This is a genomic window from Loigolactobacillus backii, assembly GCF_001663675.1.
In the GTDB taxonomy this organism is placed as follows: Bacteria; Bacillota; Bacilli; order Lactobacillales; family Lactobacillaceae; genus Loigolactobacillus; species Loigolactobacillus backii.
The window spans coordinates 199,484-225,193 of record NZ_CP014873.1 but is presented as its reverse complement, the minus strand read 5'-3'; the positions used below and the strand labels follow the sequence as shown (position 1 = coordinate 225,193).

Genomic DNA, 25,710 nt, shown 5'->3' with positions numbered 1-25,710 from the left:
AAGGATAAGCTTTGCGTAAAATAATGGCTATTAGTTCTGCTTTTTTAAAGCGCTTTAACACTAATGCAAAGGGCCTGAGACAGTATTTCAAAAAAAGTTTAAAAATAAGTGTGTTATCGCTTGCATTCATTTGTGAGCGATGCTATATTATGGGTGTGGAAGAGATAAGACCTGATCAGCAAGATAAGCCTCCTCAGTCTTCGGCAGACCACCAAGATGTGAAATGGCGGTCGGTGGAAACAAAAGGGCTGTATGACAAGCCTGATTCTTTTAATAAGTTTCACGTTACAAAACGTTAAATGAACGAAAGTCTTCGGTAGACCGCTAAGACAAGCGATAGTGGTCGGTGGAAACAAAAGGGCAGCACGACAAGCCTAGTTCTTTTAACAAGTTTTAGGTTACAAACGTTAAATGGACGAAGTCTTCGGTAGACCACTAAGACAAGCGATAGTGGTCGGTGGAAACAAAAGGCTGTACAACAGGCCTAGTTCTTTTAACAAGTTTTAGGTTACAAACGTTAAACGGACGAAGTCTTCGGTAGACCACTAAGACAAGCGATAGTGGTCGGTGGAAACAGAAAGGCTGTACAACAGGCCTAGTTCTTTTAACAAGTTTTAGGTTACGAAATGTTGAATGAACAAGAAGTGAATTTTTGCGAAGTCCACGTTCCGTAGCATAGCATCTAAGTTCCTAGCGTTGCTGGTGCATGCTGAAACAACAAGCATATGGGCCACGAATTATAGTAGCTTGATGAGTGAGATCATCTGGCAGTGGCTAAAAGTATTAAGCGTACCAAATGCGTAAAATTTAATATGAAGGTGTTTTGATATTCAAAAAGTTCTATATGACCAAGATCAATTAGGTCAGGCGCTTTCCACTGTTATGTAGGTTTCAAGACTGAGGAGACTTGAAGCCTATTTTTTTGTCTGCAAATATACTTTAATTAGAGCTGATTGTTAATTTATAATAAGTGAATTCCCTTATTTATTAATTATTAATTGGAATATCATTAGAAAAGATGTAAAATATTTACTAAAGTTAGGTAATGTTTGGAAAGGCGATTAGATTCTACTTCGTAATTGAGGACTATTACTGGCCTCGCTGACGTTGTCGATCGGACTAAGATAACCCGAAGTCCGAATCGCGGCTAAGTGCGCTAATAATCTTGATGCTTCAAACGTTGTCCATTCTTGTGGCAAAGTTCGTGCCGCAAGAACTAGCACGACGAAAATCGCCCAGAAGCACAGTTATACAGTCCGTAACTGCTCGCGAGTAGGCCCATCTTGGTCACTGCAGGAATCTGCTTTTTCAAACACGTTTCCACTAAATTAGTCAGGTAAGTACTAGTAAAGATATTTTCCAAACTAAGGTGGAATTCCAACTAATTTGCTTAGTACTTTTTTATTGATTTGGCGTAAACATGTTTGAAGAGGAACTGGCGCTCAGCCTTATAGGAAATACTTGAATGAGCATCATTTATTTAATGTTTTCCTTGAGTAGAGCTACTTTTCGTTGCCAATTGAACTCCAATTCATTTTGGCTGCAGCATTTGCCAGTAACTTTCGGTTACGAAGTAGGAAATGAGGACCTGTTTAAACACACTTATGTAAATACAGCTTTGAAAGGAGCTTTTCAATATGGCAGATGGTCAGACTCAGAAAGATCTTAGAATCAGAAGTCACGTTTACGACGGAATGGTTAGGGCACCTAATCGATCACTCATGCGGGCAACTGGCATGAAGGATGAGGATTTTAAGAAACCACTTATCGGTGTAATTAGTGCTTGGGCGGAAAATACGCCTTGTAATTTACACTTGGAAGAATTAGGTAAACTAGCGAAAAAAGGCGTCACGGCTGCAGGTGGCTGGCCCGTCCAATTTGGCACAATCACCGTTTCTGATGGTATTTCAATGGGGACACCAGGCATGCGCTTTTCGCTACCTTCCCGGGACGTCATCGCCGATTCGATTGAAACGGCCATGAGTGGTCATAATTGTGACGCTTTTGTGGCTATTGGTGGTTGTGATAAAAATATGCCCGGAAGTATGATTGCGATCGCTAATACTGAGATTCCGGCCATTTTTGTCTATGGCGGAACAATTTCACCAGGCAAACTTAACGGGAAAGATATTGATTTAGTTTCGGTATTTGAGGCAGTTGGGCAGTGGAATCACAAAGATATCAGTGCCGACGAAGTGCGCGCAATTGAATGCAACGCCTGTCCAGGACCTGGTGGCTGCGGTGGCATGTATACGGCAAATACAATGGCTTCGGCAATTGAAGCCATGGGCATGAGTTTGCCGGGATCGGCGTCACATCCAGCAGTGTTTGACGTTAAGAAGCGTGACGTCGAAGAAGCCGGTAAAGCAGTAATGAACTTACTTGAAAAGGGGATCTACCCGAAAGATATTATGACCCGTAAGGCCTTTGAAAACGCCTTGACTGTGGTTATGGCACTAGGTGGCTCAACTAATTCAGTGCTCCATTTATTGGCAATCGCCCACGCTGCTAATGTTGATCTAACTATCGATGATTTCAATAAATTCCAAGCAAAAGTACCGCACATTGCGGATCTGAAGCCAAGTGGTCAGTATGTTTTCCAGGACTTATATGAAGCTGGCGGTGTTGAGGCCGTTATGAAATATTTGTACCAAAATGGTTATTTACATGGTGATTGCTTGACCGTCACTGGGAAAACGGTAGCCGAAAACCTTGCAACAGCGCCTGATTTGACGCCTGGGCAAAAAGTCATCATGCCGCTGGAACATCCCAAACGTAAGGACGGTCCATTAATGATTTTATACGGTAATTTGGCCCCAGAAGGCGCTGTAGCAAAAGTTGCTGGTGTTAAAGCTCGGCGGCACGTTGGCCCAGCTAAGGTTTTTGATAACGAAGAAGACGCAATTGAAGCTGTTTTGGCGGATAAAGTCGTTAATGGCGATGTTGTGGTTGTTCGTTACGTTGGACCAAAAGGTGGACCCGGCATGCCAGAAATGCTTTCCCTGTCCGGCATGCTAGTTGGTAAAGGTCAAGGCGAATCAGTGGCCTTATTAACGGACGGTCGCTATTCTGGCGGAACACACGGCTTTGTCGTTGGCCACATTGCTCCTGAAGCCCAAGATGGCGGACCCATTGCCTATTTGCATACTGGCGATGAAGTGATTATTGATCAAGATACCAAAGAAATCACGATGTCCGTTTCCGAGGCCGAATTGGCCAAACGCAAGGCTGCCACAACGATTCCACCACTGTATACACGCGGTGTCTTGGGCAAATACGCACATCTGGTTTCTAGTTCTTCTAAAGGTGCGATTACTGATTTTTGGAAAAAGGACGAACGATAGGGATACATTTTTTCTGAGTAGTGCTCGGAAACAACAAGAGGCCAGGACTTTTTTGTCCCAGCCTTTTTCTGTCTTGATTTTTGGCAGAATCAAAGCCTAAAAGGAATTTAATTTTGAATTATTTTAGTAAAAGATAAGGCAAAATTAGAAAAGGTTCTTGAAAAAATGAGTTTTTAATGTGAAAATACACATACAACATATTTGCAGTACGGAAAGGATTCGATAAGATGCGTGATGATATTAAAATAAATGAGCGGGCGGCAACGATTAGTGACCAAATAATCGCGAAACTTCAAAATATATATGATCCGGAAATTGGTTTAGATATTTATAATTTAGGCCTGATTTATGAAATTGAATTGGACGATGCTGGTAGCAGTAGAGTTGTGCTCACTTTTACCGAAATGGGCTGTGGCTGCATTGATTCCGTTCCAAATGAAATTAAGGCGGCGTTGGTTGAAATTGAAGAAATTAAGGACGTCGAAGTTGAAATCGTTTGGGCGCCAACCTGGAAAATGAATCGGATTAGTCGCTTTGGCAGAATTTCGCTGGGAATTAGTCCACGGTAAGGTTTAGATGGACAAAAAATAAGCATTCTTGAGTTGTTAGAATTTAACTAACAGCCCAGGAATGCTTATTTAAGTACGTTTACACTAAATTGGTCAGGTAAATGGCTAGTAAAGGTATTTTCCAAACACGACTTAGTTATCGATCGAATCCAATTCAAGAATTTTGGCTTTTGCCATTAAGCGAATTGTTTCCTGTAAATGAACACTTAAGTCTTTGCGATCGCTAGAACTTAAGGTATTGATCCGTTCTTGGATTCGCCCCTGGATGAGTTGCATGTGTTCTTTTACAACAGCCTTTCCCTTTTCGGTTCGATAAACATTGACAACACGACGATTTTCTTCATTATGTTGGCGTTGAAGCAGGCCGCGTTCTTCTAAGGTGCCAATAATTCGCGTCAATTGAGGACGTGTGATGCCAATGGTTTTTGCCAGCTCCGTCATGGTGGTGCCAGGGCGTTTATAAACATTTCGCAATGTGATTGCTTGTAAGCGAGTTAGTCCGAATTCTTCTAGGGAATGACTTTTTGTAATTGCCTGTGTGAGAGTCATAAATAACTGCCCAAACAATTCGCTGTTATTGGAATTTTTTTCCATGGTAACCTCCCAAGGCTCAATTTAAATTTAATCATTTGTAATAGTTGACAATTATGAATTATGTCATTATAGTTAATACTTGTCAAATGATAAATATTTCAGTTCCAGTAAATAAGATTTTATGCACCGTCTAAAATAGACATTAAGAACTGAGGAGGAGCAGGTTTCCAGGACGCGGAGTTCGCGTTAGGAGAATGGACATCATCCGAAAATAGGATTTTGCGGTTACGTAAAATAGACATTAAGAACTGAGGAGGGCCATGTTTCGAGTACGCGGAGTTCGCGTTAGGAGAATGGATATCATCCGAAAATAGGATTTTGCGGTTACGCAAAATAGACATTAAGAACTGAGGAGGACACGTCAGTGTTAAAACTAAGCCATATCAACAAAGTTTATCATGTTGGGGATACCGTCACGAAAGCGCAGAATGATGTTTCAGTTCAGTTTCGGCAGCAAGAATTTGTCGCAATTCTAGGGCCGAGTGGGTCGGGGAAAACGACCATGTTGAATATTATCGGTGGCCTTGATCGATATGACTCTGGCGATCTGTTAATAAAGGGAAAATCAACTAAAAATTTTAAGGATTCTGATTGGGACGCTTACCGAAATAATTCTGTAGGTTTTATTTTCCAATCTTATAACCTGATTTCACACCTTTCAATTATGGAAAATGTTGAAATGGGGATGACCTTAAGTGGGGTGCCGGCCGCAAAAAAATGGCAGATGGCAACCGAAGCCTTGGTTCGCGTTGGTTTAAAGGATCAGATTCATAAGCAACCTAACCAGCTTTCTGGTGGTCAAATGCAGCGGGTGGCGATTGCGCGGGCGATTGCGAACAATCCCGAAATACTGCTGGCCGATGAACCAACTGGGGCTCTAGATTCGGAAACAAGCGAAGAAATTATGCAGCTCATTCGTGATTTGAGTAAGGACCGGCTAGTGATTATGGTCACGCATAACCCGGATTTGGCGCATCAGTACGCTGATCGAATTATTAATTTTGCGGATGGCCAAATTCAGGATGATTCTAATGCATTTGAAGGTGAAGCGGCCCAGGATGATTTTTCGTTAAACAACACCAAAATGAGTTACTGGACGGCCATGAAACTTTCCTATACTAATATCCGAACTAAGAAAGGGCGAACTTTCCTGACGGTTTTTGCGTCAAGTATTGGGATTATCGGGATTGCGGTTGTCCTGGCACTATCAAATGGCTTCCAAAAGCAAGTTGATCAAACGCAAAGTGACGCGCTATCGACAATGCCGGTTACAATTTCACAAGTTAGTACGGATCCTAGTGCGATGGCTTCAAATAGTAGCACTAAAACTAAGACGGCTAAGGGCAATACAATTACGGCTGAAAAGAGCGATCAGGACAAAGCCCAGCACACCAATAAAATTACGAGTCAGTACCTTGATTACCTGAACAAGATGCCTAAGAAGGATGCCAAAAATATTGCGATTAGTTATGGTACCGGCATGAATTTAATTCGGCAGGTTGACGGAAAATATAAATCGGTGACTTTCTCGAATACTGATCCAGATAAGGCCGCTTCAGGTGCTAGTGCCATGATGAGCAGTAGTGGCAGTGGAATTAACGGTAGTGTTTATCCCGTTGATCGAAACGGCAAGCAGTCGTTCTTGAAAACTTACTATAAAGTTGTTGCCGGTAGTTACCCGACTAAAGCAACGGATGTCGTGTTGGTCCTCAATAAAGATAATTCGTTAAACATTAATGCCTTGAAGAACCTTGGTTTTAACGTTAAAGAGGGCCAGAAATATAATTATAAAGATTTAGTTGGCACGACGGTTAAGCTGGTCGGAAATGATGATTACTACACCAAATTACCAACGGGCAATTTTATACCAGAAACTGATTATTCGACGATGGCAACCAAGGCCGCAACCCAAACGTTGACGGTTAAGGGAATCATTCGGGTGAAATCAAGTGATTCAGACGGCATTCTCGCCAGTGGGGTTGCTTATAGTGCTAATTTAACTAAAAAGGTGCTTGACGCCAACAAGAACTCGGCCATTGTTGCCGCCCAAAAGAGTAGCAATAATAGTGTTGTGACCGGGCAAAGCATGGACAAGGCCACTCGCGAAAGCACGTTGGCAACACTGGGTGGCACCTCCGAACCCACTAATATTCAAATTTACCCAACTAAATTCAAGCAAAAAGATAAAGTCTTGAACTATTTAGATAAATACAACAAGGGCAAGAGTACGGCCAATAAAGTTGTTTACACTGATCTGGCTAGTACGATTTCAACGATGACTGGCGGTATCATGGACGCCATTACCTATGTCTTAATCGCGTTTGCGGGAATTTCACTTGTGACTTCAATGATTATGATTGCGATTATTACTTACACCAGTGTTCTGGAACGGACCAAGGAAATTGGCGTGTTGAAGGCCTTAGGTGCCCGGAAGAAAGATATTACCCGTGTCTTTGACGCTGAGACGTTTATTCTGGGCTTTGGCGCAGGGGTCTTTGGGATATTTGTTGCCTGGTTATTAACTTTCCCAATCAACGCTATTTTGGCCAACGTGACTGGCTTGTCAGGCGTTGCGGTGCTGAATCCAACGCAGGCAATCGTATTGGTGATCATCTCCACCGTATTGACGATGTTAGGTGGCCACATCCCTGCACGAATGGCCGCGAAGAAGGATGCGGCAATCGCGTTACGGGCTGAGTAAGAGTGCCTCAAAAGGCGGTTAGATTCTACTAAATTTGTGTAAACGTGTCTAAAAAGGCAGATTCCTGCGCTTAGCTACAATCGCCAACTAATTCATTTCATGAATTAGTCGTCAATTTAGGCTAATGCTCAGAATCTAACCGCCTTTTTAGACACTCTAAATAAAAAAAGAAGACTTAAAAATGACATTTGAAAATCAACGACCAACGACTAAAAACATTGAAGAAATGCTTGCTAAGCAACAAATTACTGAACTGGTTCAGTACGAGCGTTACGCCCGGGACTATGGGCTGTGGGATGGTATGGCGACGTGCTATACCGATGACGCAACGATTGAAATTTCTTGGTACAAGGGTGATATTAAAGGCTTTTTGAAAGCATCCAAGCCTTCACCAGATGCACAAACTGATTCTTTACCGGCCCACAAGCTTCACGAAACGTTGGTTTGGCTGCATGGTGACAAGGCCATGGCCGTGATTGTGACGACGATGACTGGCCGGACGCCTGTTCAAGGCAAGACGATGGATAATCTGATCTACGTTCGGTTAGTTTATTCATTGAAGAAAGTTGCCGGCGAGTGGAAGATTTATACTATGACGCCAGTTTATGAACGGGATACTTTGTTACCCGTGACGCCTGAAAATGTTAAGCCAGTACCAGGCGCCCGTGATAGCTATAAGAACTTGGCGATTGTTTTGAAGGATCTTGGTGTTAAGGCCAGCGATGATCTACCTGGCCTGGATCAGCCAGAATCGGTTACCAAATTCATGACTCAGGTTGATGATTGGTTAAACGAATAATAAGCGTTAGAAAATAGTTGGAGGCTGATTTGATGAGAAAAATAATTACCGTCGAAGAGCATTTTGAAATGCCAACTCCAGAGGCTAAACAGAATTTTAATTAGTCAGGTAAATACTAATAACAGTATTTTTCAAACACAAACTAAATTACATGACGCAAGAAAGACTGGAGGACATACAAATGACAGCACTTGAAATTAGTGGTCGTACTTATTCGGAGTTACCCATTCCGGATGATTACCAACTTGTTTATGACCGAATAGTTACCCGCGATGGCGAAAAGATTCATTTACGCCGTTATCAGCCGGCTGATTTGAAAGAAGAGGCACTTGAACGTGAAAGAGTCGTGGTGTTGTGCCGCGACGATGGTTACGTGTTGACTTATAACGCTTTGATTCATCCTGGTACTGGCAAATTGCCTAGCGAAAAAGAGGCCTGGGCCAAGGCTGAACGTGTTTGGCAAGAAGTCGATCCAAAATACCGTGAACGCCTTGAACGTATGGAAACGTCGCGGCAAGAACGATCTTACGTCAACGCAGCAGGCAAAACGATTACCGTACCAATAATTTGGGCGAAGTACGCTGATCTGCAAAGTGAGGGCAACTACTGTTGGGTTGGCCTTGGCGCCAATAATGAAGTTCTGGAATTCGAACGTGATAGCTACTGGGATTACGACGCTGCCCGGCAGAAGTCGGAAATGTGGAACTACGATGACTGGATCCTCGCACGCCGCGGTGATGGGCCACAATTAGATCCACCACGGGCACTGGCGTAAATTTGGAGAGTGTTTGAAAAAGCGTCCAGGTTCTGAGGATTAGCCTAGATTGACGAATTATCTGTGAAACAGATGATTTGGCGATCGTAGCTAACCGCAGGAACCTGCTTTTTCAACCACGTTTACACAAAACTAGCCAGAGAGACTAGTGAAAAGTATTTTTCAAACACATTTCCACGGGATTAGTCAGAAAAAGTAAGCATTAAACTAATTTCAAAGTGTACCCTAAACCAGTTTTGCAATAAAAACACAATAATTAGTTATCATGCCGTAAATAGATAGTACAAAATAGTAATCCTTTCGGGGATTGCTATTTTTTTGACGGAAAGTTGAATAGCAGCAATGATTGCCTAAGTTTTTGGATTACGATTACTAAATCTATTGCAGTTGTTCATTTCCGTCAGCCGACATTCAGGTTATACTATAGGCAAAGACAGGGAGGTTGCGGTTATGAATTTGCTGTTTGCCATTGATAATCAGGTGGTCGATCAATTACTGACGACGCTTTATTCCATTCACGTTAATACACCGAAGCAACAGTTTGACGTTTATGTGATGCAAAAGGATAAATTGAAGAAAACGGCCAAGATAACGGCTTTTTGTGCGAAATTAGGCATAAACTACCACCCGATTGTTTTGGGCAAGGCCTTCTTAGAGGATGTGCCGGTGACTAATCGTTATCCGGAGATTATTTACTACCGGCTATTGGCGCAACGTTACCTACCCGATGATTTGACGCGGATTCTTTATTTGGACGTGGACATCTTGGTGATTAATGATTTGGCGGCCCTATACCAGTTAGATTTAGGAAAGCACTTATACGCGGCGGCCAGTCATTCGGCGCTCACCAACAACGTTACCGAGCCACTAAATAAAATCCGTTTGGGCAATTATGAGGCGGAAAGTTACTATAATTCGGGGATTATGCTGCTTAATTTGCAACTCATTCGCGCACAGGTAAAAACGGCCGATATTGTTGATTACATTGAGCAAAATAAAATGGCGCTCCTTTTGCCTGACCAGGATGTCTTAAATGGGTTGTACGGTCACCAAATTAAAAAGATTCCGGATGAACGCTATAATTTTGACGCCCGCCACAGTCCGCTATACTATGCATTAAGCAATGGGCAGTGGGATCTGGATTGGGTGATTAAAAACACCGTTATCCTCCATTTTTGTGGGCGCGATAAGCCGTGGAAAAAGGATTACCACAATCGTTACGCCGGCCTGTATAAACACTATGCTTACCGGACGCAGCAGGTGCTGGAGTAGCTAGTGAAGTGGGACAAAAGTCGGTTTTGGGTTCACTGCGTAACATAAGCTAATCCAATAACCGGACTATGGTTGTTGGATTAGCTGTGGTCGTGTTTGGTTGAAAGACTAGTATCTACTTTGAGTAATTGTTTTAATTTAGAAATTTTAAATTGCTTAAAAAATAACGCTGCTTAAGATCGGGAAATTGATTATCCCTGATTCTAAGCGGCGTTATTTTTTACTATTTTTCAAAACCACCGAATATTCTAAGGACTTTACGAATCTTCTTAGCAGAAGCGGCGAAACTGATCAACGCCAATCTAAAGCGCCAACCGATCCGCCTCGGTTACTTTGCGGAGCACTTTGCAGGGATTGCCCACTGCGACTACGCCGGCGGGAATGTCGTGGGTGACGATGCTGCCAGCGCCAATAATGCTGCCTTGGCCGATGGTGACGCCGCCACGGACAACGACATTTGCGCCCAGCCAAACGTCCGCTGCAAGCGTAATCGGTGCGCTGGTTATGATGCCGTTGCGCCGTTGTTCGGCAATGAGGGCGTGGCCGGTGCAAGTCAAACAAACGCCAGGAGCAAGGAAGACGTTGGCGCCAATGTTGACCGGTGACGAATCCAAAATTGTACAATTATTGTTAATGAAGGAAAAGCCGTTAAAATGAATGTTAAAGCCGTAATCGCAGCTAAAATTAGTACCAATAAAGACGGTCTCATCAACTGTTCCCAGCAGCGTCCTTAAAATAGCGTACCGTTCGACTTTGGCCACTGGATCAGTCTGACTATAGCCCCAGCAAAGGTGCTTGGCCTTGTCTTGAATATCTCCTGGTAAATCAGCGTAGCGAGCCACGTAGGGTTGGTCTGATTTCATTTTTTTTAAAAAGTCCATTTTGATCTCCATTTCCGAATGAGAATGATTGTTGGTTTAAGTCTAACACCATTTTTGGGTAAAAATTCGCTAACTTGCAAGTGGCCGGATTGCTAAAAATTGGTTAAATTCTGATGTAAATAGTAGCCGGTTGAATTGGACGGCGTTATAGTGTAAACGTGCTTGAAAAAGCGGCTTTCGGCGGTGACCGCGACAAGCAGTTACGGACTTTGTAACTGTGTTCCTTGGCTTTTGCCATAGTTGAATGGAAAAGTTTGAAGCATCAAGACTATTAGCACTTTAGGCTGCGATTCGGACTTTGGTTCATCTTAGTCCGATCGACATCGTCAGTAATCCTCAGAACCTGGACGCTTTTTCAAGCACTCTCAAATTAAACGTGTTTGAAAAAGCAGGTTCCTGCGGTTAGCTACGATCGCCAAATCATCTGTTTCACAGATAATTCGTCAATCTAGGCTAATCCTCAGAACCTGAACGCTTTTTCAAACACTCTAGTTAGGAGGTAAAATGTGAGACATAAGGGATGGCTTTTCGGTGTCATTTTGATTACCGCGGGCCTATTTATCATAAAAACTGATTTTCAAAATATACCAACCACGGTCGTTTCGGTCGTTCGCCAGCGAATTGTGCCTAAGCTGGATGCGTTAACCACGCCGCAGGTTGAGGTTGAACAGCAGCCGTCTGCTAATAGCAGCAGCAGCAGTAGCAGTGGTGCGCAAAGTAGTAGTGCACAAAGCGGCACTTCCCAGAGCGCCAGTTCGCAGAGTACGGCGGCCACACCGATGGAAGAAAATGTTCAGGGGAAAACTTTGGCCACCACGTACTATTACCATTTTAACGCGAATACGCCTCAGTCGGTGAAGCGGGTATTTGAACAGGCGGTGACTATCTATAATCAAACGAAACTGGTGAATTTAGTTGCCGGAGCGGGTAGTCAAAGCCAGAATCAAATTGCTTTCGGGACTTACAAAAAGGTGATGTCCGCCGCTGAACAGGGCACCATTGAGTTAGGCGTCGGCGGTCCGGGCATTATTCAGCGGGTTGGCTACGGTGCTTACACCGCCAATCACGCCCAGGCTAGTCTGAATATTAATTACACCACCTCAATCTCGTTGGCGGTGGCGCTGCATGAGTTAGGCCACGCGCTAGGTTTGGCCCATAGTACCGATAAAACTTCGGTGATGTACCCAATGGATCAGGGCGTGACAACCTTGTCCCAGGGCGATTTGAATGGCCTGAAACAGATTTATAAAGAGTAGGCGTGTTTGAAAGCTGAAGCTGGCTTTAGATCCAGGCAAGATTAGTTTTACTAAAAGGTACTGAAAAATAGTTACGGCACGTATTTTCAGACAATAAAATATAAGTGATCGTACTACTACTAATTTCGTTGGGATGTTGGCGAAATAGTAGTAGTATTTTATTTGATGAACGTGTTTAAAAAGGCGGTTTTTCAAACACGTTTAAGCTAAATTGATCGGCCAACACTAGCAAATGAAATTTTAACGTACAACTTAGAGACATTTTGTGTAACGTGTAAATTTAGTATAAGACGTCCTTTCACCATTTTTAAAATTGAGGAGTAGCGATATGGCAGAAGTTAAACTTAGAAAAATTAATTTGACTGATATTGAAACCTTACAACAGCTCAGTCAAGAAACCTTCACGGATACTTATAAGGCCCAAAACACACCGGAGAACCTGGCCACTTATTTAGCCAGCGCGTATAATTTGCCGAAATTAAAACGCGAATTGGCAACCCCGTTAGCGCAATTCTATTTTGCCTACGTTGATCACCAGTTGGCGGGTTACCTGAAAGTAAATCAGGGCGGCGCACAGACTGAAAATATGGGCGCAACAACGTTAGAGGTTGAGCGAATATACGTGCGCCCGGCCTTTAAACGCCACGGCCTGGGTAGTCGTTTTATTCAGCAGGCCTGCGAAGTGGCGGAACAGTTGGGTAAAAGCAAAATTTGGTTGGGCGTTTGGGAACACAACTTAATTGCCCAGCAATTTTACACAAAGTTAGGTTTTGTTCACACGAGCCGGCACACTTTTTGGCTAGGAACGGACCAACAGACGGACTTTATCATGGAAAAAACACTTAAAACGGCAGAAAATGATCAAAAGTAGTTAAAACGATAAGGAAGGCGAATTAGAATGGATTTGACTAAACAAACAATTTTAGTGGTTGGTGGGACTTCTGGTTTTGGCCGTGAGGTTGCCAAACAGGCATTGGCTCAGGGTGCAACGGTTCACGTACTTGGCCAAAATCAGGCCCGATTGCAGGCAATGTTAAAGGATTTTTCAGCAGCAAAATTAACGGGAAGTGTTGTTGACGCAACTGACAAACAAGCGCTAACTCATTTTTTCGCTAATTTTAAGGCTTATGATCATTTGGTTTCCACGTTAGGTGGGGCAATGGCCGGTGGTTTTATGGCTAATTCAGTTGATCAGGTTCGTCAAACCATCGAGGCCAAATTTTTCACTAATTTACAGCTCATTAAGCTCGCCCAACCAACCATTAAGGCCAACGGGTCGATTACGCTAACTTCTGGGACTGGCGGGCACCCGGCGACCGCTTCAGGGGCGATTATCGGCAATCAGGCGATTAACACCTTGGTTGCGGGCCTGGCAGTAGAGTTGGCGCCGAACATTCGCGTTAACGCCGTGGCGCCAACCTGGACGCCAACTGGATTATGGCGGGGACTGACACCAGAAGCACTGGCAAAACAAACGCAACAGGCCGCGGCGGCAACACCTTTAAAGCGAGTAGCGACAATTGCCGAAGTGGCCTCCGCCTACTTGTACCTAATGCAGAATCAATTCATCACCGGGCAGGTGCTCAACGTCGATGGTGGCGTTTCAGTGAGCTAATAAATGGTCAGTTAACTAATTACGTCAATTTTATCGTTGAATATTTACAGAAATTAGTTTTAAAATGTTCTCAAATGAATGATAAAATTTTATTTTTAAAGACAAGTCTTTGCTTTTTTTTAAGCTAGCTTGCCTTTTTTGATCCGTTAAATTTTAAAATTAAAAATTTAACTGAAACTTGAAAGTATGAAGACAGACTGATCCCTTGGTATCACAGGGCATATTTTAATTAATTTAACCATTTAGCTTGCTGTTAACAGCGAAACTAACCGTTTCGGCAAAAATGTGAAGAACTGATTCATCATCTGAATAATTTGGGCTCTTCTTGCATAAACTTCATGATTAATAATCGTTTTTAACGAATTTAGAAGCCATACCAGTGCTTGAGACAACTCAATATCTGGCATGGCTTCGTTCATTATAAAGAATAAATCCCCAATGGTGCGATCATCCTGATTTTGCCGTTCCTGCCAAGCTAATAGGTCATAAGTCATCATGACAATTGCTAAATGGCCACAAAGCCCGTCATAATTTTGAACTTGTGATTTGTCGAGCCGCAAGTATTGCTTGGCAACTTTAAAGTAATTCTCAATTTGCCATCTTCGGGCGTATAGTTGAATGATCTCTTGTGGCTGAAGGCCTAACTGAGTCGTTGCCAGTACTAGGTAGTCATCTTGACGGGCCCGATTAGCCACAAATACCAAGCGAAGCTTGAATTTTTGGTTCCCGACGTGCGCTTCGACAAAGCAGCTGTATTGATAAGCTTGCTTGGGTTGATATTTTGAGGCCTGCAGTCGCTTGTATAATGCTTTAACTGAATATTGCCGTCCGCGATATTGATAGTAAATTTTGCTGGACCGTTTAAGCATGCCCACGCCGTTTAATCCCAACTTGGTTAATTCATAGAACATTTTTGGTGAGCTATACCAGCTATCAAATAACACATAGTCAGCTAGAACGCCATTTGCGAGGGCTTGCTTGACAAGTTGCAATGAAACGAGGTTCATTTTTTGCTGTGCTTGGCGACGTCTCCGGCCAGCAATTGTTCGTTGATCGGTTGTTTTAGCTGATTTTCCAAGGACGTTTTGTGGCTTCTTGGAAGACATTAATGCAAAGTTGATCGGTAAGAATGTATTGGCGTCACTCCAACCCAAAGTTAAAGCCCGGTATCCCTTAATATATAACTGTTTGTCATGGTCAAAGACTCGCGCTAGTAATTCGGTTTGGGTGGCGTACTCACGGGAAAAGAGTGTATCGTCAATGATCAATGCTAACCGCCGCCGGCGGTCAATAAACGGTCGTAAATGCTTGATTAAATGACTCCCAACTTGACAAATCAAGCGTTGCCAATTGATCCGGCCATCGTTCAAATTATTTCTGACGGTGCGACTGGTAAAGTTAGGTGTTTCATGGGCTCGATAAAGCGAGCGTCCCAGGAACTTTGTCGTGAGCAGCCATTCAATGACCTTCATCAAGCTGATTTCTGAATGCCGGCGATAATTCACCAACTTGGTGAGTTTAGATAGACCAATGAGGGAAGTAAATTGATGAACAATATTGTGAAGCTCGTTTTCTGTATTTTTTTGTCTTATAATATTCATGACGTAAGTCTCCTTTGTATCTTGGTTTTGGTCGACTAAAGTATACAACGCAGGAGAGCTTGCGTTTATTTTTTTGCCAAAAAAGCCAATAACCACACGCCTTTGGCGTGATTATTAGCTTTCAAGTTTCAGAATTTAATTAAGTTTAGCTGACTTATTGAAGGTGGCATGATTTTGATTGTTTACTTAAGTGATTAAAGCGCTAACTGGCAACTTTTAATGGTGAAATACGTGTTTTTTGACTAGGTTAATCCAAACCAACAAGTGAGCAAGCGGCCGCAGAATTTCTGCGTGAACTAAATATATCCGCAATGCCCGAGCTAACTAATGTTATTAAGGGTCGGGCTGTGCTAGGATGACCGTGTAAGCGCCCATCCTGTGATCTAAGGTGTGGGCGGTCAAGTTGGTCATTATCAGAATGATATTGAGTGGAGGCGTGTATTCTTAATTGTTTAATGTGAAACGAGAATACTGTTGAAAAATTAGGCGGAATTTTTTGGGGAATAGTTAGTTTAATGCTACTAAGTTTAACTTTTTAATGAAAAAATAAGCAAACTAGGATTTGAAATAAAACTTTACAAATAATGAGTAGAATGGTTTGACTAATTAGTTAAAAACTGATTGAATTGGCATATTCTTATGAAAATAGACCCATTAGCGGCAATACCAATCCGGGAGTAACTACTTTGGAAAATTTATTTTTAGCAAATTTTAATCCAAATAGATTCAAAGGCAAATCCTTTCTATTTAGAATATAACGGCCAAACGCTTTGAGCAGTGCCCAAATAGCTAAGTTTATGGTCCAGTTATCTGAAAATGGATTTGCCGGATTAAAATGAATTTTAAAAAATAGTGAGTTATTTAAACTTATGTTGCCGACGGTGGCCATAAGCTGACCGATTTTTGCTAGTTATCAATTAATATTGGGTTGGCAACGTGATTAATGAATGGACATAGCGCTAATCAACAACAAGAATTGGTCACAGGGAAAGAATTTGATAATCAAATATGAGTAATGAGGATGATAGTCCACAGTTAGCTGTTTTGCTAATTGTTCGGCTCACTTAAATTACAGTTAGGCCATTTGGTCAAGGTATTCGGTACTTTGGAAAAAATTTCTAACGTTTGCGGCACAAAGTGGCTTTGTGCCGCACTTTTGGGCAAATTTTTAGCACCTAAATGTCACGCAGCGTAGTTCTGAGCGTGGCGACAAACAGTTAGGCAGTCATTTATAAATTACTGGATAAAATTTGGCAAAAAAAGAACCGTTATCCGGAAACAATGGTAGAAGTCAAAAATGACAAAGAATTACGTTGAAAAGCGGTTGGCGATTCTTGAATTAATTGCGTACAATGGAAGGTATCTAGGTAAATTGATTATTTTGGAATTAATCTACCTAATTCTCAGATGTAAGTTGATTTATTACTAATTAGAACGGGGTTGTTACTTAATAACACGGGTCTAGTTTATGTGGGGTGAAATATAATTGAGTAAACAAAAAGAACTATTAAATGCACAACGAGACATTAAACAACATTATAAGATGTATAAGGCAGGCAAGAATTGGTTGTTTGCTGGGATTTCGATTGCAACGTTTGGTTCGGTGCTGTTATTTGGTACGGGTAACGTTAAGGCCGCAACTACGGCCAGCACAGATTCGGCTGATGAAGCTACGGAAACCGCAACTTCTACGGCTAGTGAATTAACGGCGCAGTCGGTCGCATTAAAGACCAGTACTGCAGCAACTAAAACTACTTCTAGTGCGGCGACAACTGCAACATCGGCTGCCAGCAGCACGACAACGACTAGCAGTGCCAGCACTACGGCCAGCAGCGCAACACCTGCTAGTACAGCCACTGCAACAAGTTCAGCGGCTAATAGTAGCGCCAGCACTAAAGTAGCCAGCAGTGCAACAGCAACCAGCACCGCTAACAGTTCGGCAGCGGCAACAAGTACTGCAGCGGCTAGCAGCGCTAATACAGCAGTAAGCAGCAGTGCAAGCTCAGCTGTGACAACGGACAATACTGTAAGTTCAGCTAATACAGTAAGCGCCACATCTGCAGCAACTAGTTCCGCTAGTAATTCTGTAGCGTCAAAAGCAGCTACTTCAAGTTTGAGCTCGCAGTCTGCCACCAATGGGGACTCTGTGGCCACGGCTAGTAGCGCAGCAACCACGCAAACCAGCGCAACCGTTTTAACACAATTACCAAAGGGCACAACTGTGACAACTTCGGTAAATGGTGCTACCCAATTTAATTTGCCCGTTGGCGCGGACACTAGTGCGGCACAACGAATCGTTGCGGCCGCTAATTTGAGTACGCCGGTAGCGGTGACGGCGGCGGATGCAACAACTGCGCCTGATGTACCGAATACTGGGAGCTTAAATGGACAAAATCCAGCTGGTTCTGACGCGGCTACAAGTACTATCGATACTCCAGATAAAGTGAAGGATAGTTTTTCTACTGTTCCTAATACTAATACTGTAAATGCGGACGGTAGTGTAACGCTGATAAATGGTGCTGGTCAAAATGGCACATACGTTTTCAATAACCAAATTGATACGACTTCAGGATTCACAATTAAAGGCAGTTTTACTAGTACAGCAACTGATGCCGGTGGTGGTGAAGGGATTATCCTTCAGCCAGTTGATCCACAAAATGCTGGGATTAATGATACGACTGGAACTTTAGATAGCTCGTCAACTTATGCGAAAGGGCAGGCCGACGTTGGGATCGAAGGCCTTGCAAACACGACTTTTATTGGCCGCGATTTCAGCAATACACCGAGTAAAGGTGATACGCCATGGAATGCTTTAACGGTACGGCAGACGGATGCCAATGGGGCGATGGTTCAACCTGCCAGTCAATCAGGAACTGACGGAAGTGGTCAGACGGCCGCCATTAAAGCTGGCGAGTATTACACTATAATTTGGGCGCCGAGTACTGATCAAACTGGTGTTGCAACAGGCTATGAGAAAGGGACATTTCTTTATACAACGTATTCGGATGCCGCCAGAACTAAGCAGCTACTAACACTCACTACGTCTAATATAGTTCTCAGTAAGGCTAGTTCAATTGCTGCGTTTGGTGCTAGCGGTGGAAAGACCGCAACAATTACGGCCACAATTGAATCATTTGCAGGTACGCGGGTTACGGAGCCAGTTACGGTTCATTACGTTGACCAGAATGGAAATTCAATTGCAAAGGATGACATAATTACCGTTAACGTTGGGTCGACTCTTGGAGCTGGTGCTAATACTGATACGGCCAATAATACAGACACTTCCGGTACCTACCAGGCTAAGAAAGTCGACGGGTATACCTTTAGTACGGCCACTGATCCTATAACTGTTGCTAATACAACTAATACGCAATTAAATGAAATTACCGTTACTTATACGGCGGCCAAACAAACAGTTAGTTATACGGTTCCGACTGGTGCTACCGCTATTCCACAGGCAATTCAATCGGCTGTTGCTGGTACAACGAATCCATCTGTCCATGAATATGCAGCGGTTCCCGTAACGCAGATACCTGGCTACACCTCATGGGTTAGCATCAATGGTGCCGCAGCGGTTGCGCAAACTACAATTTCTGCGGCGGCATCTGGCTATGACGATGAAAATGATGTCGTGACCTATGTAGCTAATGCACAGACAGCAACAGTGAGCGTGACTGGTGCTACATCTGATATGACTACGTTTAATTACACCGTTAATGGTGGAGCAAGCCAAACTGGCACTTACGGTTCAGCACTTAATGTTCACTATGGTGATGTTATTGTGGTTGCACCAATTACTTTGGCTGGATACACCAATTCAGTGAGTGCGGCTAGTTTAACGATCGGAACTGATAATACAGTGAACGGCCTAGCGGTAACTTACGCTAAAAAAACACAGACAATCACAGTTAATTACGTCGATTATTTTGGCAATACAATTAAAACCGGTACCACCACGTTCACCGGCAATTATGGTGACGTGGATAATTTAACGACGAATGCATCCACTGCTGTAGCTATTGACGGCTACACATTAGGCGCTACGGATGCAGTTAATGCTTCTGCAGCAGCAGTTTCGTTTACCCTTGATGCAGATGGTAATGTCATCGCAACGACTGCCGATGGGACTCCGATCACTTCGATTACGCTGACCTACAAAACTAATGTGACGGCAAAGGTTTCCGGAACCAGAGTTTATGACGGGCTTGATGGCACAGATAGTGGTGCTACTAGTGAACAGAATGATTATAAAAATTTAACGTTTGTTCTCACCGATTCAAAGGGTAATGCATTGGACAGCAATATAGATGCTTCTGGCGTGACAAACAGGACTATTTATTATGAATCGGCTGATGCTGGGAATTACCCTGATGCTATTATTATTGACAATAAAGATCTGGCAAATCTTAAGGCGGCGAACCCACAGTATAATTTTTTGAGTGTTAACTCAGGTGATTACAGGATCACTGCCGCACCAGTCACTGCAACCATTACGTCAGATGATACAGCGACAAAAGTTTATGATGGCACGGCTGTTTCTGACTACGTACCAAGTGTCGCTTTTGCACGAACTGACAACGGCACATTAGCGCCTAATGAAGGTACCAATACACTTGATCAGATACCCGCCTGGACGGCCGCTGATTTCACATACTCATTGAATGGGACAACGGTTGCTAATCCTACAAATGTTGGGACCTACACAATTAATTTTAGTGATGCAGGTTTAGCCAAGTTGGCAGCTGCCAAAAATTTTGCAATTACGCCCGTGTATCTAGGCACGTATACAATTACGGCAGCCAACGCAACGGCAACATTAAGCACACCAAGTTTCGCTTACGATGGCACGACCAAAGCAAGTGATGAGACTGGTTTATTTGCTACGGTCGCAGTTAAGGCTGGTGACGGTGATAACGGTGGTTCAACTGTTAAAGTTGCGCTGACTAGTGACGATGTTACGTTTAGTACGGATGGTGCGAACGTTGGTACTTATAATTATAGTTTAACTGCCGCTGGTTTAACTGCCGTTCAAACTGCTGTTAAGAATTATACATTGACGAATACTGATGCAACTGGATCGGTGGCGATTACCGCTGCGGCAGTTGATGTTGGCATTTCTACTAGTTCAAAAATTTATGATGGTACCAATATCAGCTACACGCCAACTGTTACATTGAGTCGAGCGGATAAAGGAACAACACTGCCAACAATTGATTGGGTGGCGGGTGACTTTGAGTACGCTCAAAATGGTGCAACGACAACAGCCACGCGTAATGCTGGAGATTATACAATTCAGTTAAGTGCGCAAGGTCAAGCTAAATTAGCTGCTTTAACGACAGCGGGCAATTACACGTTTACGACAACTAATGGTGACTACAAGATTACAAAGAAGCCATTACTCCTTACTGCAACTGTTGCTACAGTAAAGAAAGTGTATGGGACCAAAGATCCTACCCTTGAGTTCAATGCAAACGCAACGCCTTTAGCAACTGGTGATACCCTGGCTGATCTTGGCTTCACGGCCACACGTGCAAGTGGTGAAGACATTGGTAATTATCCTATTACGAGTACGATTACAGACGCTAACTACAATTATAGTGGTTTGAATACAAATGAATTCACTATTAGTGCGGCGCCAGCAACCGTTAGCTCGGCAAACCAATCAATGACTGTTAATGGAACTGTGCCCAGCTATACCGCAAGCATTAAGCGCAATGATGGCTTGAAGACGGTCGTCACTGGTGCAGTAATGCCAACAACGGGAACGTTAAGCAATAGTGACTTTGGATGCGTCCGGTAATACAATCGACCCAACAACGGCTGCCGCGGGGACTTATAAGATTAATTTAACCGCGGCTGCTTTGGCTGCGCTGACGAATGCCAATCCAAATTATACAATCACACAAAGTGCTGGTACACTGACGATTCAACAGGCTACCGGGACGGTGACCATTAATCCGGGCAATAAAACTTATGACGGTCAGGCAATTAGTGACGTTCCAACTGTTTCAGTAGCAGTTAACGCTGGCACCACAACTTCGCTGACACCAACGCAAGTGACACTTACTACTGGTGACTATACAATTACTGGAACAGATACTGCCTTAACCAACGCGGGGACTTACACGATTAAATTGACTACGGCCGGCATTACTAAGATTGAGAATGATAATCCAAATATGGCGTTTACTGGCCTGGCGGATTTAACGGGAACTTATACCATTAATCCTGCTGCAAAGACGGTCAGCCTGACTAATGCTGGTAAAACTTATGATGGCACGATTGCTGCTGTTCCAACGATTAATACACCGGTTGCAGTGACGTTAACTACGGCCGATTACACGACAACTTCAATTAGTGGTACCAGTGACTTCAAGGGTGCGGGCGAGTATACAGTTACCCTCACAAAAACTGGGATTGACAAAATCACGGCGGCTAATAGTAATTACACGCTGAATGATTTAAGCAAATTGACAGCTACTTACACGATCGCAAAGGCTCCCGCAACGATTACTGTTACTGGTGGTAGTTTTATTTATGATGGTCAGTTACATTTGCCAACAGCAACCGTTTCAAAATTAGTTGGTGATGAAGGGCTGAGTTATGATTTAACAACTGGTTTAACGGATGTTGGTGAGGAAGACGTTACGGCGACCTACGATGTTGATGGCTCAGTTAACCGTAATTATGATATTTCGGTGAATACTGCCAAATTAACGATCACGCAAGCAGTAGTTAACTCCAGCGCCATTAGAATTGAAGATGGCAATAAAACTTACGATGGCGACCCAATTACTGCGTATTCGCACGTTTATATCACCGTTAATGGTGTGGAAACGGTGCTTAATTGGTCGACTGACATAACGAGTACTGATTTTGTTTATACACCAATTACTGGTTCCAAAGATTTAACTGGTGTTGGGACCTATGCAATTACCCTGAGCCCCGCAGGAATTTCTAAAATGCAGACCGTTAATGGCAATTATGACTTATCGAATTTAGCCACTGCTCCAGCTGGCACGTACACAATTGCGCCAGCCACAGCAGCGATTCAAATTAACGCCACGGGCAAGACTTATGACGGCACGGCGATTGCTGCACCAACGGTTAGTATTACTGGTATCAAAGACGGTAAAATAACAGCTCCGGCGGACATTACATTGACTGCCGATGACTACACGACTGTCAAGCAACCTGTCGCGGATAATTTAGTTGATGCTGGCGCTTATCAGATTCAGTTAACCGAAGCTGGGGTTGCAGCTATTCAGAAAGCCTTCGCCAACTTCGATTTAGGTGATATTACCACCGATACGGCCGATTACAAGATTAGTCAGGCACCAGCCACAATTACTGTAACTGGTGGCAAATTTGCCTATGATGGCCAAGTGCATAATCCAACGGTGTCATTTGATGGTGTCGTTGATGGGGAGACACTTCATTACGATCTGAGTACGGGCTTAACTTATCCTGGTTCAAAGACGGTCACAGCAACGTATGATCCTACAGACAGTGTTAACCGAAACTATAGCATTACTGTGACAACAGCTAACTTGACCGTTGGTACCGGGTATGAATCGATTACTCAAGGAATTAAATATCAGGGTGCCGGTGACCAAACGCCTAGCAGTCCTGCTCAACGGACGTTGACGTATCAAATTACTTCCAATCCAGATACTGGTGATGTGCTCTACACTTTACGGAACGCTACAGTGACAGAAGTTCCAATGATTGCGGGCTACACAGCCACAATTAACGGAAAGGCGCTTAGCACTAACGCCGATGGAACGGCCTATTTACCACTGTCGATTGTTGACGGTGTACCAAGTACAAGCTTGAATGCAGTTCCAACGGTTGCTGATTTGACAGTTATTTACACGGCCAATGAAGAACCAGTTTTGGTTAAGGCAACCGGCAATAAGGCGGATACTAATTTCACATACACCATCAATGGTGGTGCGGATAAACTTTCAGGAACTTACGGCACCGCGTTAACTGGCATTCATTTTGGCGATACCGTTACGATTACACCTGATGACCAGGCCGGCTACACTGCTACAGCGGATACGACTGCCATTACAGTTGGAACTGACGAAGCGGCCAATACGGCTAACGTTGCTTATACTGCTAATCAACAACAAATAAGTGTTAACTTTGTTGAAACCAATACTGGAATGGTTATTGGAACGGGAACGCTTAATGGGGTTACGGATGGCACGTATACGATTGCTGATCCTGCAACTAACATTGATCTTGATTTTGTAGCTGGGATGACTGCTTCCGGTGATCTCAGCACGGATGTGATCAATCACATTACCCTGTTTACTTTGGACAGCGCTAAGTTGCCAACATTGTCAGGCACATTCGCGGCTAGTGATGGTGTTCCGATCATCACAATTTACTATACAATGCAGGCTTACACTTTAAACACGGATTACTATGTTGCTAATGCTGATGGCAGTTACACGGATATTGGTCCCGGCACAGTTAGTTATGATCCTGCAACTGATAAGATCACTTACGTTGCGCCAAAGGGATCCGTTACGCCACCAGTCGATTCAATGATTAAAGTTATCGCCGCAGATGGTAGTGTTAGCTATCTTCCGCTAGGCAACAGTTCTGGGGTTATGACAACTGATGAGCTTGGCCCTAGTTACTTGAAAGTATCCGATGATAATACCGCTACCGCCAGTTTAGGTGGTTCAACAACGTTTAATCCGTATTTCATTGTTACCCAAGTAGTTGTTTCTGCAAAAGGCAACACTGCCACCAACAATACGTTTACGTATACCGTTAACGGCGGTGAAAAGCTAACCGGCACTTACGGCGATGCTTTACCAGATCTTGCGGCGGATGATGTTGTCGTGATTACACGAAATGATCAGGCTGGCTACGCTTATAAGCAAAGTAGCAAAACGATTACCGTTACTAGCGATGCAACGCAAACGGCTAGCAATGCTGAAACCGTTACTTACAGCAAAGTTAGCATTAAAGATGCTGAAAGCACCTTTGGCGACACACCAACGTATCAACTTGATGTTGACACGACTGACGGCTTGAAGACAGTGACGTTAACTGCGGACGATGTTGATGTCCTTAACGGAACATACACGACTGGTGACGACGGCAAATCGTATCTGAACGCAGGTAGTTATGACGTTCAACTTAATGCTGCTGGTCTTGAAGCGTTACGAACTGCAAATCCAGACTTCACCTTTACAGATGTTACGGGTACATTAGTGGTTAGACCGAAACAGATTACGGTCACGGCCAGTAATGATACCAAGGTTTATGGCACTAAAGATCCAACGCTAACTTCCAACTATGATCATAGCCAATTGGTTGGTAGCAACGATCAATTACACTACGCAGTTGGCCGTGAAGCTGGCGAAAACGTTGGTAGTTACTTTGAAACCGTAACGGTTGGTGACAACGCCAATTACGCGATTATTCCGGTAGCCGGTCGCTTCACAATTACCCCAGCGTCAACGACGGGTAATGAAGATGCCTCTGTAACAACGAATAGCGAAAAGATCACCTATGGTGATACAACACCAGCCTTTAGTTTGACGGTTGGTAAGGATCTCACGACAACTGGTGCTGGTTTAACGAACGCAGATTTCGATATTATCAATCCAAAATACACTAATGATGGTAAATATTTAGCTGCTGGCACTTACGCAGTTAAATTGAATCAGAGTGGAATTGACAAACTTGCGGGCGTTAATCCGAATTACACCATTGATTCATTTACTGATGGCACAATCACAGTTGCGCAAAAACAAATTAAAGTGACGGCTGATAGCCAGAATAAAGTTTACGGCACCAAGGATTCAACGTTAACAGCCGATTACGATAAGAGTCAATTAGTTGGGACCGATACTGGTTTGGATTACGGAGTTGGCCGTGAAGCTGGCGAAAACGTTGGTAGTTACTTTGAAACCGTAACGGTTGGTGACAACGCCAATTACGCGATTATTCCGGTAGCCGGTCGCTTCACAATTACCCCAGCAGCAACGACACCAGGTGATACAGCAACAGAAGTATCAACCAATAATCAAGGTATCACGTACGGCGATGCAACGCCAAGCTTTACCGTTAAGGGCGGCACAGATGTCAAAATACCAGCTGATTTAACCAATAAGGACTTCAGTTTCGTGGTTAAGAACGCTGATGGGACGACAAGTGCTTACACTGGCGCGGTAGATGCTGATGGTGTTCCAACTGATAAAGGGACGTACGTGGTTAATTTGAACAGTTGTGGCCTCTTTTTTGATACTGTATAATTAAAGGGTTAGAACCGTGT

14 protein-coding genes are annotated in these 25,710 nt (G+C 43.5%); 11 read left to right on the top strand and 3 right to left on the bottom strand.

What is annotated here, in order from left to right; genetic code table 11:
• Window positions 1-1,637 precede the first annotated feature (1,637 nt).
• Window positions 1,638-3,344: a dihydroxy-acid dehydratase gene (ilvD, locus tag AYR53_RS00870; RefSeq protein WP_068279864.1), complete on the top strand. Its 1,707-nt coding sequence runs from the start codon at window positions 1,638-1,640 to the stop codon at window positions 3,342-3,344.
• A gap of 227 nt (window positions 3,345-3,571) precedes the next feature.
• Window positions 3,572-3,913, top strand: coding sequence for a metal-sulfur cluster assembly factor (locus AYR53_RS00865; RefSeq protein WP_068279868.1), 342 nt, complete (start codon window positions 3,572-3,574; stop codon window positions 3,911-3,913).
• 132 nt (window positions 3,914-4,045) lie between these two features.
• On the opposite strand, the gene AYR53_RS00860 is transcribed toward AYR53_RS00865, so the two are convergent.
• Window positions 4,046-4,507, bottom strand: coding sequence for a MarR family winged helix-turn-helix transcriptional regulator (locus tag AYR53_RS00860; RefSeq protein WP_068279871.1), 462 nt, complete (start codon window positions 4,505-4,507; stop codon window positions 4,046-4,048).
• Window positions 4,508-4,871: 364 nt separating this feature from the next.
• On the opposite strand from AYR53_RS00860, the gene AYR53_RS00855 reads away from it, so the two are divergent.
• From AYR53_RS00855 to AYR53_RS00840, 4 genes are all read left to right on the top strand, one after another.
• Window positions 4,872-7,208, top strand: a complete 2,337-nt coding sequence (locus tag AYR53_RS00855; RefSeq protein ID WP_068279873.1) for an ABC transporter ATP-binding protein/permease — start codon at window positions 4,872-4,874, stop codon at window positions 7,206-7,208.
• Window positions 7,209-7,389: 181 nt separating this feature from the next.
• Window positions 7,390-8,007, top strand: coding sequence for a nuclear transport factor 2 family protein (locus tag AYR53_RS00850; RefSeq protein WP_068279875.1), 618 nt, complete (start codon window positions 7,390-7,392; stop codon window positions 8,005-8,007).
• 181 nt (window positions 8,008-8,188) lie between these two features.
• Entirely contained in the window at window positions 8,189-8,782 is a 594-nt protein-coding gene (locus AYR53_RS00845) for a hypothetical protein (RefSeq protein WP_068279876.1), read from the top strand.
• A gap of 450 nt (window positions 8,783-9,232) precedes the next feature.
• Window positions 9,233-10,054: a glycosyltransferase family 8 protein gene (locus tag AYR53_RS00840; RefSeq protein WP_068279878.1), complete on the top strand. Its 822-nt coding sequence runs from the start codon at window positions 9,233-9,235 to the stop codon at window positions 10,052-10,054.
• Between the two features lie 302 nt (window positions 10,055-10,356).
• Here the strand turns inward: AYR53_RS00840 and AYR53_RS00835 are convergent, their stop codons facing one another.
• On the bottom strand, window positions 10,357-10,935 hold the full coding sequence (locus AYR53_RS00835) for a sugar O-acetyltransferase (RefSeq protein WP_068279880.1): 579 nt from the start codon (window positions 10,933-10,935) through the stop codon (window positions 10,357-10,359).
• 506 nt (window positions 10,936-11,441) lie between these two features.
• Between AYR53_RS00835 and AYR53_RS13235 the strand changes: the two genes are divergently transcribed.
• The 3 genes from AYR53_RS13235 to AYR53_RS00820 all read left to right on the top strand — a co-directional run bounded on the left by AYR53_RS13235 (window position 11,442) and on the right by AYR53_RS00820 (window position 13,806).
• Window positions 11,442-12,191, top strand: a complete 750-nt coding sequence (locus AYR53_RS13235; protein WP_068279882.1) for a matrixin family metalloprotease — start codon at window positions 11,442-11,444, stop codon at window positions 12,189-12,191.
• A gap of 328 nt (window positions 12,192-12,519) precedes the next feature.
• Window positions 12,520-13,062 (top strand): GNAT family N-acetyltransferase, encoded by a 543-nt coding sequence (locus AYR53_RS00825; protein ID WP_068279885.1) that lies wholly within the window; start codon window positions 12,520-12,522, stop codon window positions 13,060-13,062.
• A 27-nt stretch (window positions 13,063-13,089) separates the two neighbouring features.
• Complete coding sequence (locus tag AYR53_RS00820; RefSeq protein ID WP_068279888.1) at window positions 13,090-13,806, top strand: SDR family oxidoreductase; 717 nt, start codon at window positions 13,090-13,092, stop codon at window positions 13,804-13,806.
• A 242-nt stretch (window positions 13,807-14,048) separates the two neighbouring features.
• Here AYR53_RS00820 and AYR53_RS00815 read toward each other — a convergent pair whose 3' ends face one another.
• Window positions 14,049-15,407: an IS4 family transposase gene (locus AYR53_RS00815; RefSeq protein ID WP_056973869.1), complete on the bottom strand. Its 1,359-nt coding sequence runs from the start codon at window positions 15,405-15,407 to the stop codon at window positions 14,049-14,051.
• Window positions 15,408-16,893: 1,486 nt separating this feature from the next.
• Between AYR53_RS00815 and AYR53_RS00810 the strand changes: the two genes are divergently transcribed.
• Both AYR53_RS00810 and AYR53_RS00805 read left to right on the top strand, forming a co-directional pair.
• Window positions 16,894-21,207, top strand: a complete 4,314-nt coding sequence (locus AYR53_RS00810; protein WP_068279892.1) for a beta strand repeat-containing protein — start codon at window positions 16,894-16,896, stop codon at window positions 21,205-21,207.
• Complete coding sequence (locus AYR53_RS00805) at window positions 21,185-25,690, top strand: beta strand repeat-containing protein (RefSeq protein WP_068279895.1); 4,506 nt, start codon at window positions 21,185-21,187, stop codon at window positions 25,688-25,690. Before AYR53_RS00810 ends, AYR53_RS00805 begins: the two co-directional genes overlap by 23 nt.
• The last annotated feature ends 20 nt before the right edge of the window (window positions 25,691-25,710 follow it).

What these genes read in the sequence shown, in the direction of transcription:
- AYR53_RS00865 (WP_068279868.1), top strand. Translation starts at nt 3,572, where the DNA reads ATGCGTGATGATATTAAAATAAATGAGCGGGCGGCAACGATTAGTGAC.
- AYR53_RS00825 (WP_068279885.1), top strand. Translation starts at nt 12,520, where the DNA reads ATGGCAGAAGTTAAACTTAGAAAAATTAATTTGACTGATATTGAAACC.
- AYR53_RS00845 (WP_068279876.1), top strand. Translation starts at nt 8,189, where the DNA reads ATGACAGCACTTGAAATTAGTGGTCGTACTTATTCGGAGTTACCCATT.
- AYR53_RS00860 (WP_068279871.1), bottom strand. Translation starts at nt 4,507, where the DNA reads ATGGAAAAAAATTCCAATAACAGCGAATTGTTTGGGCAGTTATTTATG.
- AYR53_RS00835 (WP_068279880.1), bottom strand. Translation starts at nt 10,935, where the DNA reads ATGGACTTTTTAAAAAAAATGAAATCAGACCAACCCTACGTGGCTCGC.
- ilvD (WP_068279864.1), top strand. Translation starts at nt 1,638, where the DNA reads ATGGCAGATGGTCAGACTCAGAAAGATCTTAGAATCAGAAGTCACGTT.
- AYR53_RS00840 (WP_068279878.1), top strand. Translation starts at nt 9,233, where the DNA reads ATGAATTTGCTGTTTGCCATTGATAATCAGGTGGTCGATCAATTACTG.
- AYR53_RS00820 (WP_068279888.1), top strand. Translation starts at nt 13,090, where the DNA reads ATGGATTTGACTAAACAAACAATTTTAGTGGTTGGTGGGACTTCTGGT.
- AYR53_RS00815 (WP_056973869.1), bottom strand. Translation starts at nt 15,407, where the DNA reads ATGAATATTATAAGACAAAAAAATACAGAAAACGAGCTTCACAATATT.
- AYR53_RS00850 (WP_068279875.1), top strand. Translation starts at nt 7,390, where the DNA reads ATGACATTTGAAAATCAACGACCAACGACTAAAAACATTGAAGAAATG.